This window comes from Desulfovibrio aminophilus DSM 12254 (assembly GCF_000422565.1).
In the GTDB taxonomy this organism is placed as follows: Bacteria; Desulfobacterota; Desulfovibrionia; order Desulfovibrionales; family Desulfovibrionaceae; genus Aminidesulfovibrio; species Aminidesulfovibrio aminophilus.
Map to the genome: position 1 here is coordinate 156,690 of NZ_KE383875.1, position 17,351 is coordinate 174,040.

The window sequence follows — 17,351 nt, forward strand, 5'->3', positions numbered from 1 at the left end:
CTAGCGGGCCGTGGCCGGGGAGTCCAGCAGGCGGGCGTAGTCCCGGGCCATGCGCCCGGCGTCGAAACGCCGCGCGCCCTGGATGAAGGCCGCCAGGCCCAGGTCGCGGGCCCGCGAGGGATGCGCCAGGACACCCGCCGCGCGCTCAAGCATGGCCTCGTCGTCGCCCGGCGGGACGAGCAGCCCGGTCTCGCCGTCGCGGACCTGCTCCGGCAGGCCGCCCACGGCGAAGGCCGCGCACGGCGTGGCCCGGCTCATGGCCTCCAGCACGATGAGCGGATGATTGTCGGCCAGGGTCGGATAGAAGAGCAGGTCGGCGGCCGTGAGCAGGATGTCCATGCGCGGGCGGTCCAGGTAGGGCCAGAACGCGAGATCGCCCTCGCGGCGCGTCTCCGTGCCGCCCACGGCGAAACCCAGGGTCGAAGGCACGCGGCGCTTGAGTTCCCGCCAGTATTCCGGCCAGCGCGGGCCGGACTTGTAGGCCGCGCCCGTGCCGCCGTGGGCCGCGAAGACCACCACCCGGGCCTGGGGCGCGATGCCCAAGGCTCGACGGGCCTCCCGCTTGGAACCCGGATCGCTGGGCCAGGGCACGCCGTTGGGGATCACGTGCGTGCGCAACTCGGGCAGGGCCGCCCGGGCCAGACCCGCCAGCCAGGCCGAGGGCGCGATGAGCGAGGGCTTCAGGCGGCGCAGCAGGCCGAGTTGGACCTCCCGGCGCTCCCGGGCCCCGGCGAAACCGCGCGGACAGGGCTCGGTGCAGTCCTCCACGACGCCGGGACAATCCAGGGGATAGGCGCAGCCGCCGGTGAGCAGGCCCGCGTCGTGCAGGGTCAGGGCCAGGGGCCGGTCCCCGGGCAGGGCCGCCAGAAGTGCGGGCCAGTCCAGACTGGAATGGAGCAGGAGCAGGGTTTCCGGCGACAGGTTCCGGCCGGCCAGGGGCCCGGGCGTGGCCTCGGCTCCGGGCTCCTCGGCGGTCTCGAAACTCAGGGACGAAGGCAGGCCCAGGCCGGGCAATCGCTCGTGCAGCAGCAGGGCCACGCCCGCCGCGCCGCCGCGCCGTTGCAAGGCGGTATGCTGGCGGATGGCGCGGCCCGGAGTCATGCGGCGTTTTCCAACAGGTCGTGCTTGAGGGCCCAGACCAGGAGAAAGCGGGCCCGGTCCGACGAAAGCCCGGCGTTCTCGCCCAGGCGGCGTTCCAGTTCTCCAGCGGTCACCGGCTTGCGGGCCAGAAAGACGAGGGTCTTCAACGCGGCCTCCTCCACGAGATTCTCGAGCCCGGCGTAGATCAGCGGGAAGTCCTGGCCCCGGTAGAAGGCCTGCCCGGTGCGCCCGGCGGTGAGGAGCGTACCAGGCTCCAGGGTCCGCGTGGGATAGTGGCCGAACAGCCCGCCGAACTCCGGGTGCAGGGGGTGGCGCGCGGCGCGGGCCCGCTCCTCGTCCACGGGCAGGGCGTTCAGTTCGTCCCAGAGGGCCACGTGGCGACGGATCACCTCGGTCCAGGAGAACTGTTCCAAAACCCGCTTGCGTCCGGCCCGGCCCATATCCAGGCGCAGCCGGGGCTGGGCCGTGAGCCCACCGATGGCCTCGGCCAGGCCCCCCGTATCCACGGCCAGCCCCTGGGACAGGAGCAGGTGGTACTGATTGTCAGGCAGGAGCGGGGCCAGGAGATCGGCCTCGGGCGTGGCCGCAAGCCCGGTGGTGGGCACGAGCCAGCCGGTGGTCCCGTGCTCCACGAGATCCTTGTAGCCGTCGTAGTCCGAGGCCACCACCGGCAGGCCGGCGGCGGCGGCCTCCAGAAGCGTCAGACCGAAGGTCTCCTGGGGGTTGTCCGCGATGGAGGCGAAAATGTCGCAGGCCTCGAAGAGCGCGGCCTTTCGCTCGGGGTCGGGCCGCTCGAAAAGGAAGAGGGACAGGCCGATGTTGGCGGCCAGACGGCGCAGGGTCTGGGGGAAGTCGTCGTCTTCGTCCACCCAGCCCGCCAGGACCAGCCCCATGCCGTTGCGATCCGCCCCCTGGCCGAAGATGCGCTGGAAGGCCCGCAGCAGGGGCAGCAGGTCCATCTTGGAGTAGTGCGCGATGCGCCCGAAGACCAGGGTGAGCACCGATCCCTGGGGCAGCCCCAGGGCCAGCCGGGCCTCCTCCCGGCCCTGGCGCGAGGGCTCGACGAACTCGTCCGGGTCCAGGCCGAGAGGAATGCGTTCCAGGCGTGGGGCCGGGAAACGCTCCTTGTCCAGGCCGAAGCCGTCGCGCAGGGCCTCGAACTGGCGCGACACGGCCTCCAGGCCGCAGCGAGACGTGCAGATGATGCAGTCCCGGGCCGTGGTTCCCGGCCAGAGGTGGCTCAGGAAACGAGCGGGATAGTCGGCGTAGGACAGGGAATGGGTCGTGCCGGTGATGGGAAATATCCGACGCGAAACCGCGTTGCGCAGCCGGGCGAGGCTCGGCTGGCGCAGGATGCAGTCGGACTGGTGGAAGCAGTGGAAGTCCGAGGCGGCCACGGCCTCGGGGAGGCGGCGGCGGTCGGAGAGGACCAGTCGTCCCGCGCCCCAGAGGTCCGGGAAGAGGCGCTCCAGCTGCGCCGCCAAGCCCTCGCGCAGACCCCGGTCGGCCAGGAAGAAATGGTACTCGTCGTAGGGATCGGCTTCCAGAAGGAAACGCAGGAACTGGGCGTTGGCCACTCGTCGGCCGAGAATCGGCCCGGGCTCCAGGAAGGGGTCGAGCGTGCCCCAGAGACGTTTGGTTTTCATGCCCGGTTCAAATCCTACTTGAGAGTCTTTGTCAAAGGGTTTCCCCGTCGCGCCGGACTCAATTTTCCGACGCCCGCGCCGGTGACGTCCCATGATATTCAAGGATGGCGGCGCCTTTCATTGCTGGCTTTCTTCTTGCAAGGACCGCGTAGCGGATATGGATCGGCAGCTTTTTCCGCAAGGAGAACAGTCATGAAGCGAGGCAAGAGGCCGGAACTCATGTGGGGCTTCGGGCTCAACGAGACCGAACGCGCCCAGATTCAGGAAGCCACGGGACCGGGCTTCTTCCTGCGGAATTACACCCCAAAGGCCCTGCCCCGCGCCGGGACGCTGAAGGAAGGGGAGAAGCCTTCGGCCGCGTGGATTCCCTGGCGCGTCTGGAACAGCATCCCGGAGCACAGCCGGGAGGGGTTCCGGGGGCTGGAGGACACCCAGCGCATCCTCATCCAGGAGGAGTCAGAGACGCCGGTGGAGCTGGAGGCCGTGCTGGAAGAGGGCTTCCTCACCGTGGTCCGCAGCCCGCTGACCCGCGCCAAGGTCCAGGACGCCCTGTTCCGGGCCAAGGAGGTCACCAGCCTCTATTCCGACATCTACCGCATGACCGAGGAGATCTTCCTGGAGCGCGAGCTGCTGGCCCGCAAGACCGACCAGCTCCTGTTCCTGAACAAGATTCTGACCAGCGCCACCGAGACGCTGGAGCCCTCCGCCCTGCTCCTCTCGGCCCGCAGGGACTTCCGCATGCTCCTGCCGGTGCGTCTGCTGAACGCCGTGTTCTGGATGCGCGACGCCGAGAACGGCAAGGTCTCGGCCGAAATATTCCTTTCCTGCCGCATGGACGGACCGGCCGAGACGGCCTGGGCTGAGTTCATGCTGGAGAGCACCTCGCGCATGGGCGGCAAGGTGGATTCCTACACCGTGCAGCATGTCTGCGGCCCCGAGGGCGCGATTTCCGAGGCCCCGGCCCAGGGCCGGGTGGTGGCCCTGCCGCTCAAGGCGGGCAACCAGTACTACGGTTGCCTCGCCCTCCAGAGCGACCAGCCCGTGAGCCTGGGCAAGGACCAGATCCAGACCCTGCACGCGGCCGTGAACCACCTGGGGCTGGCCCTGCGCAACGCCCTGGCCTTCCGTGAGATTAAGCTGCGCGCGGACCACGACGGCCTGACCCGCATCCACAACCGCCGCAGCCTGGACGAGCGGCTCGTGCAGGAACTCAAGCGCCATCAACGCTACCGCCTGCCGTTGTCGCTGCTCATGCTCGACGTGGACCACTTCAAGCAGGTCAACGACACCCACGGCCACCTGGCCGGAGACGAAGTCCTGCGCCGCATCGGCGCGGTTCTCCAGGAGAGCCTGCGTTCCACGGACTTCGCGGCCCGTTACGGCGGCGAGGAGTTCGCCGTCCTTCTGCCGCACACCCCCCAGAAGGACGCCCGCAAGTTGGCCGAACGCATCCGGACCCGCATCGCGGAGGCGGATTTCGAGTCCGCGAAGGGCTCCTTCCGCGTCACCGCGAGCATCGGCGTGGCCTCCCTGGGCGTGGGCAGCCTGCAGAAGGAGAAGGAGCTTCTGCTCCAGGCCGACCAGGCCCTCTACACGGCCAAGAACAACGGCCGGAACATGGTCGTGGTCTCGGGCGGCAAGTCCCGGGCCCGCATCGTGGGCGAATAATCGAATCAGACGAAAAAAAGCCGGGGAGGAGCCGAACGGCTCCTCCCCGGCTTTTTCCGTCCGGACGCGAAACTAGCGGTGGGCCATGCGCCGGAGCTGCTCGGGCTCCAGCTGGAGGCGCTCGATGCGCGACAGGCCCACGCCGGTCTTCCCGGCCAGGGTCCAGTTGTGCCCGCTCTTCCACCCCTCGTGGGAGAGGCACATGGCGACCCAGATCGGCAGCCAGAGGCCGAGGCTCAAAAGGGTCAGGGCGGCGTGCAACCCATGGTTCAAGTTGCTGCGGCGAAAAATCAGGCTGCGCGCGGCGGCGACGGCGTTCATCGAAACATCCTCCGAAATGATATGAAAAGGCCCTTCCCATGGCGGGGGAACGGCAAATAGTCCTTTGAAGAGGGGATGTCAACCTCAAAAACGACGAAAATCACAACACCAGGGCCAGCCCCAGCCCGGCGGCCAGTTCGCCCAAGACCACGGCCGCGCCGAGGAAGTCCCCGTTGGCCCCGTCCACCAGCCGCGCCAGGCGGTACAGGGGATACACGCTCAAGGGCGGCAGCAGGAGAGCCGCCGTCAACCCCCAGGTCGGGGTCAGGATCAGCCCGGCGGCCACGGTGACGACCACCGCCGCCAGGCAGTTCTCCAGGGTGGCCCCGCTCATGAACAGGGCTCCCAGGCCAGGGCGGGCCAGATCCTTGACGGCGTAGGCCAGACCCACGGCCGCGCAACGTCCGGCGCAGAATATCCAGGCCGCGGCCAGGGGTCGCCCGGCGGCGAACAGGGTCTCCAGCAGCACCACCTGTCCCACGAGGGCCAGCACCAGGGCCATGGCTCCGAAAGCTCCGCTGCGGCTGTCCTTGACCACCCGCCAGAATTTCTCCCGGTCCATGTGGGCCGTGACCCCGTCGGAGACGTCGGCCAGCCCGTCCAGATGCAGGCCCCGGGTCAGCAGCAGAGAAAGCGCGGCGGCCAGCCAGGCCTGAATCCAGGGCTTGCCCGCGAACAGCCCGAGACCGAAGGGCAGACAGACCACCAGTCCGAGGACCAGCCCCACCAACGGCAGAAACGGCAGACAGCCGGCCATGTCCTCGGGCTCGGCCGGAGCCTTGGGCGCGGGCCAGAGCCGGGTGAGGAAGGACAGCGCCAGGAGAAAACGTCGCGCCACGTGCATGGTCAGTCCCAGGCCAGGGTCAGTTCCGCGCCCGGGTTGATGCCCAGGGAGCGCGCGGCCGAGCCCATATACAAGGCCAATTCCAGGAAACCCTGGCTGCCGGAGAGCAGGCCGATCTCGCCCTGATCCAGGTCGGCGTAGGTCCGCACCCGGCGCAAGGGCTTGGGGGCGGGCAGGAGGAGCCGCAACCCCTGGGCCGGGACTGCGGCGTTCTCGCGCAGATTCAGGGCGCAGTTGCCGAAGCGGTCCACGTGCAGGACATGGGCCATGACCCGGTTCTGACCGGGAGCCGGGGAACTCCAGGAGCCGCGCTCCAGGCCGGAGGGGTCCATGGCCAGGCCCAGAACGGCGGGGGTCTCGCCCAGGGCCAAGCGGGCGGCCAACGGCGCCATGAGATCACGCCCCTGGAAGGTGGCCGAGGAACGGCCCAGGGCCAGGGCGTCCGGAGTCAGGTCGAAGGCCCGCACCGGTTCCGGACCGGTGAGGATCAGCCCGAGCAGGCCGTTGTCCGGAGCCAGGAATATTTGCCCGCGCCGCTCCAGGGCCACGATGCGCCGATCCGTGCCCACGCCGGGGTCCACCACGGCCACGAAGACCGTGTCCTCCGGGAAGTGCGGCGCGCTGGCGGCGAGAAAATAGGCCGCCTGCGGCAGATTGAAGGGGGCCACCCCATGCGTCAGATCGAGCACCTGGGCGGCCGGGGCCAGCCGGGCCAGCACGCCGCGCATCTGGCCCACGTAGGGATCGGAAAGTCCGAAGTCCGTCAGCAGCGCCACGGGTCTGACCGCACGGGCTTGCCTGGAGTCCATGACGTCCTCCTCAGTAGACCTTGCGCGGCGAGAAGCCCTCGCCGAGCACGTGGAACCCCGAGCCCATGATGGTGAAGGCCCTGGGGTCGATGGAGTAGACCAGTTCCTCCAGCCGCTTGAGCTGAATGCCGTTGATCATGGTCAGGACCACTTCCTTGCCCTGCCCGGTGTAGCCGCCCCGGCCGGAAAGCACGGTGGCCCCTCGGTCCAGCTGGCCCAAAACCACGTCGAGCACCTCCCGGGGCTTTTCCGAGATGATCAAGACCATGACCCGGTTGGCGAAGACGCGCAGACAGTAGTCCGTGACCATGGAGATGATCAGGGTCATGGCCAGGGAATAGAGCATCACGTGCAGGTCGAGGAAGGAGAACCCGGCCGCGAACACGGCGATGTTGAACCAGAAGTCGAAGGTGCCGATGGAGATGTTGTAGCGCTCCTTGCACATCACGGCCAGGATGTCCACGCCGCCGGTGGAGCCCAGGGAACGCATGGCCATGCCGATGCCCAGGCCCATGCAGGCGCCGCAGGCGATGACCGCCAGCCAGATGTCCCGGATGGGGGCCACGTAGTCGATGGCCTCGATGAACACGGTCACGGCGGCCATGCCGTAGAGGCTGTAAAGGATGAAGCGGCGGCTCACCGAGACCCAGCCCAGGACGAAGACGGGCACGTTGAGCAGGAAGTACCAAATGCCCGCCGAGAACTTGGGAAACAGATAGAAGCAGAGGAGCCCGAGGCCGGACATGCCGCCGGTGAGCAGGCCGAAGGGCGCGGCCAGCGACTTCACCGCGAAGGCCACGAAAAATGATCCGGCGGTGATGAGGAAGAGGTTCCAGGGCGCGCCGAAGCTGAAGCGGCGGAAGCGCTGGTGCAGGGTCTGGAGCAGAGGCATGGTTTCCTTGATTGGTCGGCTCCGGCGGGCGAAACCGGCTTGCCTCCGGCTTCGGGCCGGGTTAGGGTCGCTCACGGCCAGGCAACGGATCTATTCTACTCCGAGAAGAGACCGTCGACAAGGCCCAGAGGGGAATCAAGGGGGGAGCCATGCTGAAGATCATGAGCATGGACCAATGGCTGGAGGTGGGGAGGGAGATCCACGCCCGCTACGGGCTGAATCCGTCCATCAATGACGCCCAGGGGCACCCGGTTGTCCCCAACACGGTCTGGGCCAACGAACTGTGTCCCGCCATTCGCGGCGGAGACGGGGCCGACGAGGTGTGCCGCCAGGCGGGCGAACACTTCGCCCGGGTTCTGCGCGAGACCGGCAAGCCGGTGATCGAGGAATGCGGCGCGGGAATGCTGCGCATCGCCGTTCCAGTGGTCGTGGACGATCTCTTCATGGGCAGCCTTGGCGGCTGCGGCAAGGTCTGCGACGGCGGCGAGGTGGATGAGTTCATGATCCGCAAGGCCACGGGCCTGGCCATGGACGAAATCCGCAACCGCGCGGAAAGCGTGGCCTCCATCACCTGGGGCGACGCGGACGAGATCGTGGAATACCTGGAAGAGCGCCTGCGCGTCCTGGCCGTGGGCTAGGCCGCACCTCCCGGGGAAAAAAGAGGCGCCCCCCAGCGGGACGCCTCTTCGGTCATGCGGTCCGCACGCCCTAGATGTGCAGCAGGGCCACCTTGACGCGCTTCTTGCCGAAGGCCTGCGCCTCCTTCTCGTCCCACATGAACACGTCCACCCGCTTGGTGTGGCGGGGATTCATGAGGTCGTTGATCTCGAAAATGCCCAATCCCTCGATGCGGACCTTCTTGCCGAAGACCCAGCCCTGGTCGAACAGATCCCGGGACACGGCCACGGTGCCGGGCCGAACCTTGCGCATACTGGCCGCGATGAGCGGATCGCCGTCGGTCTGATCGTGGGTGGGGTTGTAGGCGGTTACGGTCACCTGCTGCACCTCGCGAGTTCCGGAGCCAGGATTCACCGGCACATTGGCCAGGAACTGGCGGGCCTCGCCCTTGTATTCATAATCCACCAATTTCTCCTCGAGCATGGAGATCTCGGCGTTCTTCCGATGCAGGGTCCAACCCATGCTGACGACCATGATCGCCAGAAACGGCAGCAGGGTGAAATTCAGAATGGCTCGTACGTTCAAAACAATTCTCCTGTTGCATGTGAGCGGCGCGGTGCGCCGATACGTCCTGAACCAGGGAGCAAGTTCAATGCCGATTTCGGTGTGTGGGGATGGGTGCCCGGTTCGGGCGGGGTTCAGGTGCTTGAGTGCCTTTATAGCAGGGCCTGAAAATCCTGTAAACCCATACTGGCCGTAGTGATTCCGGGCGATTACGAGAGCGTATCCGACTTCTCCCGGAAAAGTCGCGGAATGCCGGGCGACTAGCCGGCCCGGATCGGCGTCTCCGCGCGCAGCCATTGCGGGGCCATGATTTCAGCGGTTCCAGCCGGGCGGCGGAAAGCCGACGGCGGCCCTCTCGAACGGGGCCGCCCACGTCATGAATCCGCGCATCACGCCGCGGCATGTGCAGAAAAAAGCCCACCCCGATGCATCGGGGTGGGCTTTTTTGCGCAAAAAGTCCGACGCGCGGCAGGGCCCTAGATGACCTTGTTCAGGGGGTACTCGATGATGCCCTCGGCGCCCAGGCCCTTGAGCTGGGGGATGAGGTCGCGGACGACGGCTTCGTCCACCACGATCTCCACGGAGAGCCAGTCGGTGTCCGCCAGCTCGGCCACGGTGGGCGAGGTCAGGCTGGGCAGGATGCTCTTGGCTTCGGCCATCTTGGCCTTGGGCATGTTCATCTTCAGGCCCACGAGCTTCTCGGCCCGCAACGCGCCCTGCAGAAGCAGATCGAGATGCTCGATCTTGCGGCGCTTCCAGGGATCGTCCCAGGCCTTCTTGTTGGCGATGAGCCGGGTGTTGGTCTGCATGAGTTCGGCGATGATCCGCAGGCCGTTGGCCCGGATGGTCGTGCCGGTCTCGGTGACCTCCACGATGGCGTCGCACAGCCCCTCGACCACCTTGGCCTCGGTGGCTCCCCAGGAGAAGGCGACGTCCACGGGCACGTTGATGGACTCGAAGTAGCCCTTGGTGAAATTCACGAGTTCAGTGGCGATCTTCTTGCCCGCCAAATCCTCGGGCCGCTTGTAGGGCGAGGCGCCGTTGACCGCCAGAACCCAGCGGGCCGGACGGCTGGAGACCTTGGAATAGACCAGGTCCGAGACCACGACCACGTCGGAGTTGTTCTCCAGGATCCAGTCCTTGCCGGTGAGGCCCGCGTCCAGCACGCCGGACTCGACGTACACGGACATTTCCTGGGCCCGGCACATGCTGCACTTGATCTCCCGGTCATTGATCTCCGGGAAGTAGTTCCGGGCGTGCATGCGGATCTTCCAGCCGGACTTCTCGAACAGATTGATGGTGGCGTCCTGAAGGGAGCCCTTGGGAATGCCGAGCTTGAGCAAGTTTTCGCTGGACACTATTTGTAGACCTCCTTGGGATCGAAGACCTTGGGACAGCATTCGGCGACGACGCCGTCCTTGAGTTCACGGAAGAAGCAGCTGCGGAAGCCGGTATGGCAGGCCGCGCCGCCCACCTGCTCGACGAGCAGGAGAATGGTGTCGTTGTCGCAGTCCAGGCGGATGGAGCGGACCTTCTGCACGTGCCCCGAGGTGCCGCCCTTGTGCCAGAGTTCCTTGCGGCTGCGGCTCCAGTAATGGACCTCGCCGGTCTCCAGGGTCTTTCTCCAGGAATCCTCGTTCATGTAGGCCATCATGAGCACCTCGCCGCTGGCGGCGTCCTGGGCGATGGCCGGCACCAGGCCGTTCATCTTGGCGAAATCGGGAGTGAACATGGGGATCAGAATCCTTTGTCGGGGTGTACGTCGGGAAGGCCGCCCTCGCCCAGGAGCACGGACATGAAATGGGCCACGGCCTCGGGCACCACGATGGTGTGGTGGTTCCCGGCCAGGGCCAGATCGCTCTTGAGCTGGGCGCGCACGTTCAGGCTTCCGGTCAATTCGAACACGAGATGCAGGTCGTCGCTGTTGTCCGCCAGATCATCCAGGGAGAGCACCGGAATGCCCTCGTCCTGGGCCAGAACCTTGCCGGGCGTGTCGCGCATCTCCACCACCGCGGCGATGCGCACGCCGTTCTTGCGGTGTTTGAGCAGCCGTTCCAGAAAGAACGTCCCCACACGACCCAGACCCACAATGGCCACGTTGTACTGTCCCATCCGACCCCCTCCGGCCGCACCCCTCGCGACCGGACCTTGATCCATAAACGCTTCGTTCCGGGTTGTCCATGCCGCCGGAACGTCTAGCCGCGAACGCTTCCGGCCTTCAGCTGGCCGCAGGCGGCCTTGATGTCCGTGCCCATGCTCCGCCGGATGGTGGCGGTCATGCCCTTGTCCCAGAGGATCTTCTCGAAGGCCAGCACGGCGTCCGGGTCCGGCGCTTGATAGGGCGAGTCCTCGGTGGCGTTATAGGCGATGAGGTTGACCTTGCAGCGCCGGTTGCAGAGGAGCTTGTGCAGCTGCCGGGCGTGGGCCGGGCTGTCGTTGATCCCGCGCAGCAGAAGATATTCGAAGGTGATCCGCTCACGCGGCTTCATGGGGTAGCGGTCCAGGGCGGCCAGCAGTTCGTCCAGGGGCACCTGGGCGGCCTTGGGCATGATCCTGGCGCGCAGTTCCTGGGTCGGAGCGTGCAGGGAGATGGCCGGCAGGGCCAGCCCGGAAGCGCCGAGGACATCCAACCCCTTGGGCAGGCCCACGCTGGAGACCGTGGTGCGCCGCCAGGAGATGTTCAGGCCCGTGTCGCTGTTCAGGGTGGCCAGGGACTTGAGCAGCCAGTCCAGGTTGAGCAGCGGCTCGCCCATGCCCATGAACACGAGATTGGTCAGGGGCGCCAGCCCCGAGGCGGCCAGATGCGCCCGGCCCACCAGTATCTGCCCCAGAATCTCGCCCTGGGTCAGGTTGCGCTCAAAGCCCATGAGCCCGGTGTTGCAGAAGGTGCAGGCCATGGCGCAGCCCACCTGGGTGGACAGGCACTGGGTGTAGCGGGCCAGCTTGTCGTTGGGGATGAGCACGGACTCGATGAGCTTGCCGTCGCCCAGGCGCAGGAGGAACTTGATCGTTCCGTCCCTGCTCGCGCGGACGTCGGCCACCTCGGGCCAGGCCACCGCCGCCCGGGCCGCCAGCTTGTCACGGAGGATCTTGGAGAGGTTGGTCATGGCCGCGAAGTCGCGGGCGTCCTTCTGCCAGAGCCATTGCCAGACCTGGGCCGCGCGGAATCGCGGTTCCTTGACGTCCTCGACGAAAAAGGACTCCAGTTCGGAGAAGGTCAGGTCCAGCAGGTTCAGCATGAAATACGGCCTCTTCGACGCCTCGCGGCGCATGGCGGGACAGGGAGCCCGCCGCTTGATCCCGGGACGCGTCCGCCCTAGACTGCGAACGGGAGGACTGCCCCATGCCCGAAATCCGTCCGAAAGTCTACGTCACCCGCCGCCTCCCCCAGGAGGGCCTGGACCTCCTGGCCGCCTCCTGCGACGTGGAGGTGAACCCCGAGGATCGACCGCTCACCCGGGCCGAGCTGCTGGCCGCCGTGGCCGACGCCGAGGGCGTCATCGGCCTGCTCACCGAGCGCATCGACGCGGCCTTCCTCGACGCGGCCCCGAAACTGCGCGGCTACGCCAACTACGCCGTGGGCTTCGACAACATCGACGTGGCCGAGGCAACCCGCCGGGGCATCCCGGTGTCCAACACCCCGGACGTGCTCACCACGGCCACGGCCGAACTGGCCTGGACCCTGCTCCTGGCCGCCGCCCGCCGGGTGGTGGAGACGGACGCGGTCATGCGCTCCGGCTCCTGGACCGGCTGGGGCCCGTTGCAGTTCCTCGGCGCGGACGTCACCGGCCGGACGCTCGGCCTCGTCGGCGCGGGTCGCATCGGCACGGCCATGGCCCGCATGTCCCGGGGCTTCGACATGCCCGTACTCTACACCAGTTCCTCGGGCAGGCGGAACGAAATCCTGGAACGCGAGCTGAAGGCCGAGCTGGTTCCCTTCGAAGAGTTGCTGGCCCGCTCGGACTTCGTCAGCGTGCACACCCCGCTGACCCCCTCCACGCGCCACCTCTTCCGGGCCGAAACCCTGCGGCTCATGAAACCCACGGCCATCCTGGTGAACACGGCGCGCGGTCCGGTGGTCAAGGAGGACGACCTCGCGGCCGCGTTGCGCCAGGGGGTCATCGCCGGGGCCGGGCTGGACGTCTACGAGAACGAGCCGCGTCTGGCCCAAGGCCTGGCTGAGCTGAAGAACGTGGTCCTGCTGCCGCACGTGGGCTCGGCCACCTTCGCCGCCCGCCGGGACATGGCCCTGCTGGCGGCGAGGAATCTCCTGGCCATGCTCCTGGGCGGCACGCCGCCCACCTGCCTCAATCCGGACGTACTGCGCTAGCGGTTCATCCAGGCCCAGGCGTGGGCGATCATGTCCTCCAGGCCGTACTCCGGCTCCCAGTCCAGGGCTCGTCTGGCGGCCGTGGGCTCGGCCAGGAGCGCGGCCGGGTCGCCCTCGCGGCGCGGAGCGTCCTCCCGGGGGATGCTCCGGCCCGTGACCCGCTCCGCCGTGTCCAGAACCTCGCGCACGCTGAAACCCTCGCCCACGCCCAGGTTGAGGGCCTGTGAGCCGCCCCGCTCCAGAAGATTCAGGGCCGAGACGTGGGCCCGGGCCAGGTCCGTGACGTGGATGTAGTCGCGCAGGCAGGTGCCGTCGGGCGTGTCGTAGTCCCGCCCGAACACCTTGATGACCCCCCGCCCGGCCGCCGCGCGCAGGACCAGGGGGATGAGGTGCGTCTCGGGATCGTGCTCCTCTCCCAGTTCGGCGTCCGGGTCGGCCCCGGCGGCGTTGAAGTAGCGCAGCCGCAGGTTGGCGATGCCGTGGGCCCGATGGAAGTCCTCCAACATGCGCTCCACGGTGAACTTGCTCCAGCCATAGGTGTTCACCGGCCACTGCGGGTGGTCCTCGGTCAGGGGCAGACGTTGCGGCGCGCCGTAGACCGCGCAGGTGCTGGAGAAGACGATGCGGCGGCAGCCGTGGTCGCGCATGGCCTCCAGCAGGCGCAGGCTGGCCACGCAGTTGTTGCCGTAATACTTGCCCGGGTCGCGCATGGACTCGCCCACCTCGATGCGGGCCGCGAAATGCAGCACGCCCTCGGGGCGGTGCTCCCGGAACACGGCGTCCAGGGCCGCGCGGTCGGCCACGTCGGCGCGCACGAGCGGCCCCCACTTCACGGCCCACTCGTGCCCGGCCGAGAGATCGTCCAGGGTGACCGGCAGGTATCCGGCGCGGGCCAGGGCCTTGCAGGCGTGCCCGCCGATGTACCCGGCTCCGCCGGTGACCAGGACCGCGCGCGGCATCAGTGCAGCTTCTCGCTTTCCTTGTAGGCCTTCACGAACTGCTTGGCCTCGTCCACGTTGGTCACGTCGCCCGCGATCTGGGCCTTGAGCAGGGCCTCGCGGATGACGCCCACGGCCGGGCCGGGTTTCAGGCCGGTGGCCTTCATGATGTCGTTGCCGTTGAGGAACGGCTCCAGGGCCTCCTCGGGCACGTCGGCGCGCTCCAGCATCTTCAAGTTGTGGTTGAATTCACGATAGGAGCCGTTGCGGGCCTTGATGTCCGCGCGAACCATCTCGATGACCCGGGGATACTCGTCGAAGGCCTTGAAGCGGCGGATGCCCTTGTCCGTGAGCATGAAGTGCGGACGCATGTGGTTGCGCACGAGATCGCAGATGAGGTCGATCTCCTCCACCGGGAAGCGCAGACGCATGAGGATCTTGCGGGTGATGTTCGCGCCCACGTGGTGGTGCTGGAGGAAGTACCACTGGCCGTCGTAGTATTCGGCGGTGTAGAGCTTGCCCACGTCGTGGAACATGCAGGCCACGGTGCCGTACCAGTCGTAGGGCAGCTCCTCGGGATAGCGGCGCATGACCTCGATGACGTGCGAGAGCACGTCCTCCTCGCCCGCGTCCGGGTTCTTGATCTGCTTGACCCGGGACAGGGCCGCCAGCTCGGGAATGAGCCCGTGCAGAATCTGGCTGTCGAAGAGCAACTGCACGAAGAGCCACATGTTCTCGGGCTCGACCTTGCGCCACTCGTCGGTCAGGTCCGTGACCGTGACGTAGTCCAGCACCCGGCGCGCGCCGCGCAGGATGGCCATCCAGGTGTTGGCCTCGATCTTGAGATTGTAGTTGGCGGCCAGGCGCAGGGCGCGCACGGAGAGGAGGTAGTCGCGCTTGAGCGTCTCGTCCGGGATGCCCTTGAAGCGCAGTTCGCCCTCGCCGAACTCGGCGAAGTCCTCCAGGGCGTCCTTGGCCGAGGGGATGTAGGGACAGAGCGAGGACAGCGGGGCCTCGCCGCGCTTCTCCAGGGCCTTGAGCAGGCGCGGAGTCAGCTTGGCCACGCATTCCTCGGGATGGGCTCCGGTGTTCACGTCGGCGTGGTAGAAGCGGAAGGACGTCCCGCCCTCCTTGAGCACGCCCGCGACGCCCTCCTCCGAGGACTCCTTGATCTTGGGGAAGAGGCGTCGCAGTTCGTCCAGCGCCGCCTCGGTGCAGATGTCGATCTCGTGCTCACGGGGGTCCGCGTCCAGGACCATCTTCTGGAGCTTGGCGTTGATGATGTATGCGTCATGGCCATTGCGCATGATGGCCTTGCAGTATCCGACGGCGTCCTTGAACGGCTGGATCATTCCTTCCTCCGGCCCCGGGCGGGGTCGTTCATCGGTTGTTCGGCTGGGTCTGGGTCATACAACTTTTTTCCCGCCAAGAAAATGCGCCGCCACCCTCCCCCGCAGCCGGGTTCCCAGAAGCGGCGTGTTCTTGCCCTTGGAACGCATGGTCTCGGGCGTGACCTCCCACTGGGCGGCGGGATCGAAGAGCAGAAAATCGGCCGGATCACCGGCCTGAAAGCGATTCACGGGCAGGCCGAAGACGCGGCAGGGAGCCTCGCTCCAGGCGCGCACCAGGTCGTCGAGAGTCAGGAGCTTCTTCTCCACCAGCCCCCAGGTCACGGAAAGGGCCGTGTCCAGGCCGGAGATGCCGCAGGGCGCGAGGTCGAACTCCACTTCCTTCTCGTGGGCCGCGTGGGGTGCGTGGTCCGTGGCCAGGATGTCGATGACGCCCGAGCGCAGGGCCTGGAGCATGGCCTCCACGTCGTCGCGGGTGCGCAGCGGCGGGTTGACCTTGGCGGCGGAGTCGTAACCCTCCACCCGTTCCTCGGTCAGGGTCAGGTAGTGCGGGCAGGTCTCGGCCGTCACCTGGACCCCGCGCTCCTTGGCCCAGGCGATGAGCTCCACCGAACGGCGGCAGGAGATGTGCGCCAGATGGATGGGGATCTTCAGGTAGTCGGCCAGAAGGATGTCGCGGGCCACCTGTGCGGCCTCGGCCACGTCCGGCTGGGCCGGAATGCCGAGGCGGCCGGAAACAGCGCCCTCGTTCATGCCCGCGCCCCGGGCCATGCTCGGCTCCTCGCAGTGGTCGATGACCACCTTGCCCTGGTCCCAGGCGTATTCCATGGCCCGCCGGAAGAACTCCGCCCTGGGCACGGGCAGGCCGTCGTTGGAGAAGGCCACGCAGCCGGCGTCCGCCAGCTCGGCCATGGGCGCCAGCTCCTCGGCCTTCAGGCCCCGGGAGAGCGCGCCGATGGGGTACAGGCGCGGCCCGTGGGGCCAGGCGGCCCGGGCCCGATCGAGCATGCGCTCGGTGACGGTGGCGTTGTCGTTCACCGGATTCGTGTTGGCCATGCAGAGCACGTTGCCGAAGCCGCCGTGGGCCGCGGCGTCCAGGCCGGAGGCGATGTCCTCCTTGTACTCGAAGCCCGGCTCGCGCAGATGCGTGTGGCAGTCGGTGAGGCTCGGCAGAAGCAGCAGGCCCGAGGCGTCCAGCTCCTGGGCGGCCTCGACCCGGGTCTTGCGGGCCGAGGGGATGAGCGAGGCCACGCGGCCCCTGGCCACCAGAAGATCGACCTTCTTTTTCTTCCAGAGCGCGTTGCGGACCACCAGACTGACGGTTGACATGAACGCCTCCTACTCGGCCGACTTGCGGGTCATATAGAGGAACAGCAGGGCCATGCGCACGGCCACGCCCGAGGCCACCTGGTCGAGGATCACGCTGCGGCCCGAGTCGGCCAGGTCCGAGGCGATCTCCACGCCCCGGTTGATGGGCCCGGGGTGCAGGACCAAGGCGTCCGGCGCGGCCTGGGCCATGTGCCGTTCGCAGAGCCCGAAGGTGCGGGAATATTCCCGCAGGTCCGGCAGCAGTCCGGCCTGCATGCGCTCCAGCTGGAGCCGCAGGCACATGACCGCGTCCGCGCCGCGCACGGCCTCGCCCAGGTCGGAAAAGACCTCGGCCTCCCAGGTGTCCACGCCCGGGGGCAGGAGGGTGCGCGGCCCGCAGAGCCGCACCCGCGCGCCCAGGAGGTTGAGCAGCAGGACGTTGGAGCGGGCGACACGGCTGTGCGCGACGTCGCCCAGGATGAGCACGGTGCGGCCCTTGAGGTCGCCCCAGCGCCCGACGAGGGTGAAGGCGTCCAGCAGGGCCTGCGTGGGATGGGCGTGGCGGCCGTCGCCGGCGTTGATCACGCTGCATTCCAGGCGCTCAGCCATGAACTGGGCCGCGCCGCTCACGGAGTGGCGCAGGACGATGGCGTCCGGGTTCATGGCCTGAAGCGTGAGCGCCGTGTCCTTAAGGCTCTCGCCCTTGGACAGGCTGGAGCCGCTCTTGGCCAGGGAGAAGGTGTCCGCCGAAAGCCGTTTTCCGGCCACGTCGAAGGAGGTCTTGGTGCGCGTGCTCGGCTCGGCGAAGAAGAGCACCACGCTGCGGCCCTTGAGGGTCGGCACCTTCTTCACCGGACGGGAGTTTATCTCCCGGAAATAGCGGGCCGTGTCCAGGACGTGCCGGGCCTCGTCGGCCGAGAGCTGGGACACGTCCAGGAGATCCTTGTGCCGCCACTGCATGGG

18 protein-coding genes are annotated in these 17,351 nt (G+C 67.7%); 3 read left to right on the top strand and 15 right to left on the bottom strand.

Annotated elements, in window-relative coordinates; all coding sequences use genetic code 11:
- Complete coding sequence (locus H587_RS0113210) at positions 1–1,101, bottom strand: glycosyltransferase (protein ID WP_027176655.1); 1,101 nt, start codon at positions 1,099–1,101, stop codon at positions 1–3.
- Positions 1,098–2,747 (bottom strand): glycosyltransferase family 4 protein, encoded by a 1,650-nt coding sequence (locus tag H587_RS0113215; protein ID WP_027176656.1) that lies wholly within the window; start codon positions 2,745–2,747, stop codon positions 1,098–1,100. Before H587_RS0113215 ends, H587_RS0113210 begins: the two co-directional genes overlap by 4 nt.
- A gap of 192 nt (positions 2,748–2,939) precedes the next feature.
- Between H587_RS0113215 and H587_RS0113220 the strand changes: the two genes are divergently transcribed.
- Positions 2,940–4,415 carry a sensor domain-containing diguanylate cyclase gene (locus H587_RS0113220; protein WP_027176657.1) on the top strand — a complete coding sequence of 492 codons (1,476 nt, stop codon included), beginning with the start codon at positions 2,940–2,942 and terminating at the stop codon, positions 4,413–4,415.
- Between the two features lie 72 nt (positions 4,416–4,487).
- On the opposite strand, the gene H587_RS0113225 is transcribed toward H587_RS0113220, so the two are convergent.
- The 4 genes from H587_RS0113225 to H587_RS0113240 all read right to left on the bottom strand — a co-directional run bounded on the left by H587_RS0113225 (position 4,488) and on the right by H587_RS0113240 (position 7,281).
- Entirely contained in the window at positions 4,488–4,736 is a 249-nt protein-coding gene (locus H587_RS0113225) for a hypothetical protein (RefSeq protein ID WP_027176658.1), read from the bottom strand.
- A 100-nt stretch (positions 4,737–4,836) separates the two neighbouring features.
- Positions 4,837–5,580: an adenosylcobinamide-GDP ribazoletransferase gene (locus H587_RS0113230; protein ID WP_027176659.1), complete on the bottom strand. Its 744-nt coding sequence runs from the start codon at positions 5,578–5,580 to the stop codon at positions 4,837–4,839.
- A 2-nt stretch (positions 5,581–5,582) separates the two neighbouring features.
- Positions 5,583–6,389 (bottom strand): SAM hydrolase/SAM-dependent halogenase family protein, encoded by an 807-nt coding sequence (locus tag H587_RS0113235; RefSeq protein ID WP_027176660.1) that lies wholly within the window; start codon positions 6,387–6,389, stop codon positions 5,583–5,585.
- Positions 6,390–6,399: 10 nt separating this feature from the next.
- A complete protein-coding gene (locus tag H587_RS0113240; protein WP_156904561.1) occupies positions 6,400–7,281 on the bottom strand; it encodes a YitT family protein in 882 nt (293 codons plus the stop codon).
- Positions 7,282–7,430: 149 nt separating this feature from the next.
- On the opposite strand from H587_RS0113240, the gene H587_RS0113245 reads away from it, so the two are divergent.
- Positions 7,431–7,919: a PocR ligand-binding domain-containing protein gene (locus H587_RS0113245; protein ID WP_034609426.1), complete on the top strand. Its 489-nt coding sequence runs from the start codon at positions 7,431–7,433 to the stop codon at positions 7,917–7,919.
- A gap of 70 nt (positions 7,920–7,989) precedes the next feature.
- Here H587_RS0113245 and H587_RS0113250 read toward each other — a convergent pair whose 3' ends face one another.
- From H587_RS0113250 to rlmN, 5 genes are all read right to left on the bottom strand, one after another.
- Entirely contained in the window at positions 7,990–8,484 is a 495-nt protein-coding gene (locus tag H587_RS0113250; RefSeq protein WP_034609428.1) for a 3D domain-containing protein, read from the bottom strand.
- A 455-nt stretch (positions 8,485–8,939) separates the two neighbouring features.
- Positions 8,940–9,821, bottom strand: a complete 882-nt coding sequence (gene hisG / locus H587_RS0113255) for an ATP phosphoribosyltransferase (protein ID WP_027176664.1) — start codon at positions 9,819–9,821, stop codon at positions 8,940–8,942.
- Positions 9,821–10,195, bottom strand: a complete 375-nt coding sequence (hisI, locus tag H587_RS0113260; RefSeq protein WP_027176665.1) for a phosphoribosyl-AMP cyclohydrolase — start codon at positions 10,193–10,195, stop codon at positions 9,821–9,823. Before hisI ends, hisG begins: the two co-directional genes overlap by 1 nt.
- Before the next feature lie 5 nt (positions 10,196–10,200).
- Positions 10,201–10,575, bottom strand: coding sequence for a Gfo/Idh/MocA family oxidoreductase (locus tag H587_RS0113265; RefSeq protein WP_027176666.1), 375 nt, complete (start codon positions 10,573–10,575; stop codon positions 10,201–10,203).
- Positions 10,576–10,658: 83 nt separating this feature from the next.
- Positions 10,659–11,702: a dual-specificity RNA methyltransferase RlmN gene (gene rlmN / locus H587_RS0113270; protein ID WP_027176667.1), complete on the bottom strand. Its 1,044-nt coding sequence runs from the start codon at positions 11,700–11,702 to the stop codon at positions 10,659–10,661.
- Between the two features lie 104 nt (positions 11,703–11,806).
- Between rlmN and H587_RS0113275 the strand changes: the two genes are divergently transcribed.
- The gene (locus tag H587_RS0113275; RefSeq protein ID WP_027176668.1) at positions 11,807–12,793 is read left to right on the top strand and encodes a 2-hydroxyacid dehydrogenase; all 987 of its coding nucleotides are present in this window, start codon (positions 11,807–11,809) and stop codon (positions 12,791–12,793) included.
- Here H587_RS0113275 and galE read toward each other — a convergent pair.
- The 4 genes from galE to H587_RS0113295 are packed head-to-tail and all read right to left on the bottom strand — an operon-like array spanning position 12,790 to position 17,348.
- Complete coding sequence (gene galE / locus H587_RS0113280) at positions 12,790–13,752, bottom strand: UDP-glucose 4-epimerase GalE (protein WP_027176669.1); 963 nt, start codon at positions 13,750–13,752, stop codon at positions 12,790–12,792. The two genes, H587_RS0113275 and galE, sit on opposite strands and share 4 nt — an antisense overlap.
- Positions 13,752–15,083 (bottom strand): HD domain-containing protein, encoded by a 1,332-nt coding sequence (locus H587_RS0113285; RefSeq protein ID WP_027176670.1) that lies wholly within the window; start codon positions 15,081–15,083, stop codon positions 13,752–13,754. Before H587_RS0113285 ends, galE begins: the two co-directional genes overlap by 1 nt.
- A gap of 54 nt (positions 15,084–15,137) precedes the next feature.
- A complete protein-coding gene (locus H587_RS0113290) occupies positions 15,138–16,409 on the bottom strand; it encodes a dihydroorotase (RefSeq protein ID WP_027176671.1) in 1,272 nt (423 codons plus the stop codon).
- Between the two features lie 9 nt (positions 16,410–16,418).
- Positions 16,419–17,348 (bottom strand): aspartate carbamoyltransferase catalytic subunit, encoded by a 930-nt coding sequence (locus tag H587_RS0113295; RefSeq protein ID WP_027176672.1) that lies wholly within the window; start codon positions 17,346–17,348, stop codon positions 16,419–16,421.
- Positions 17,349–17,351: the final 3 nt, after the last annotated feature.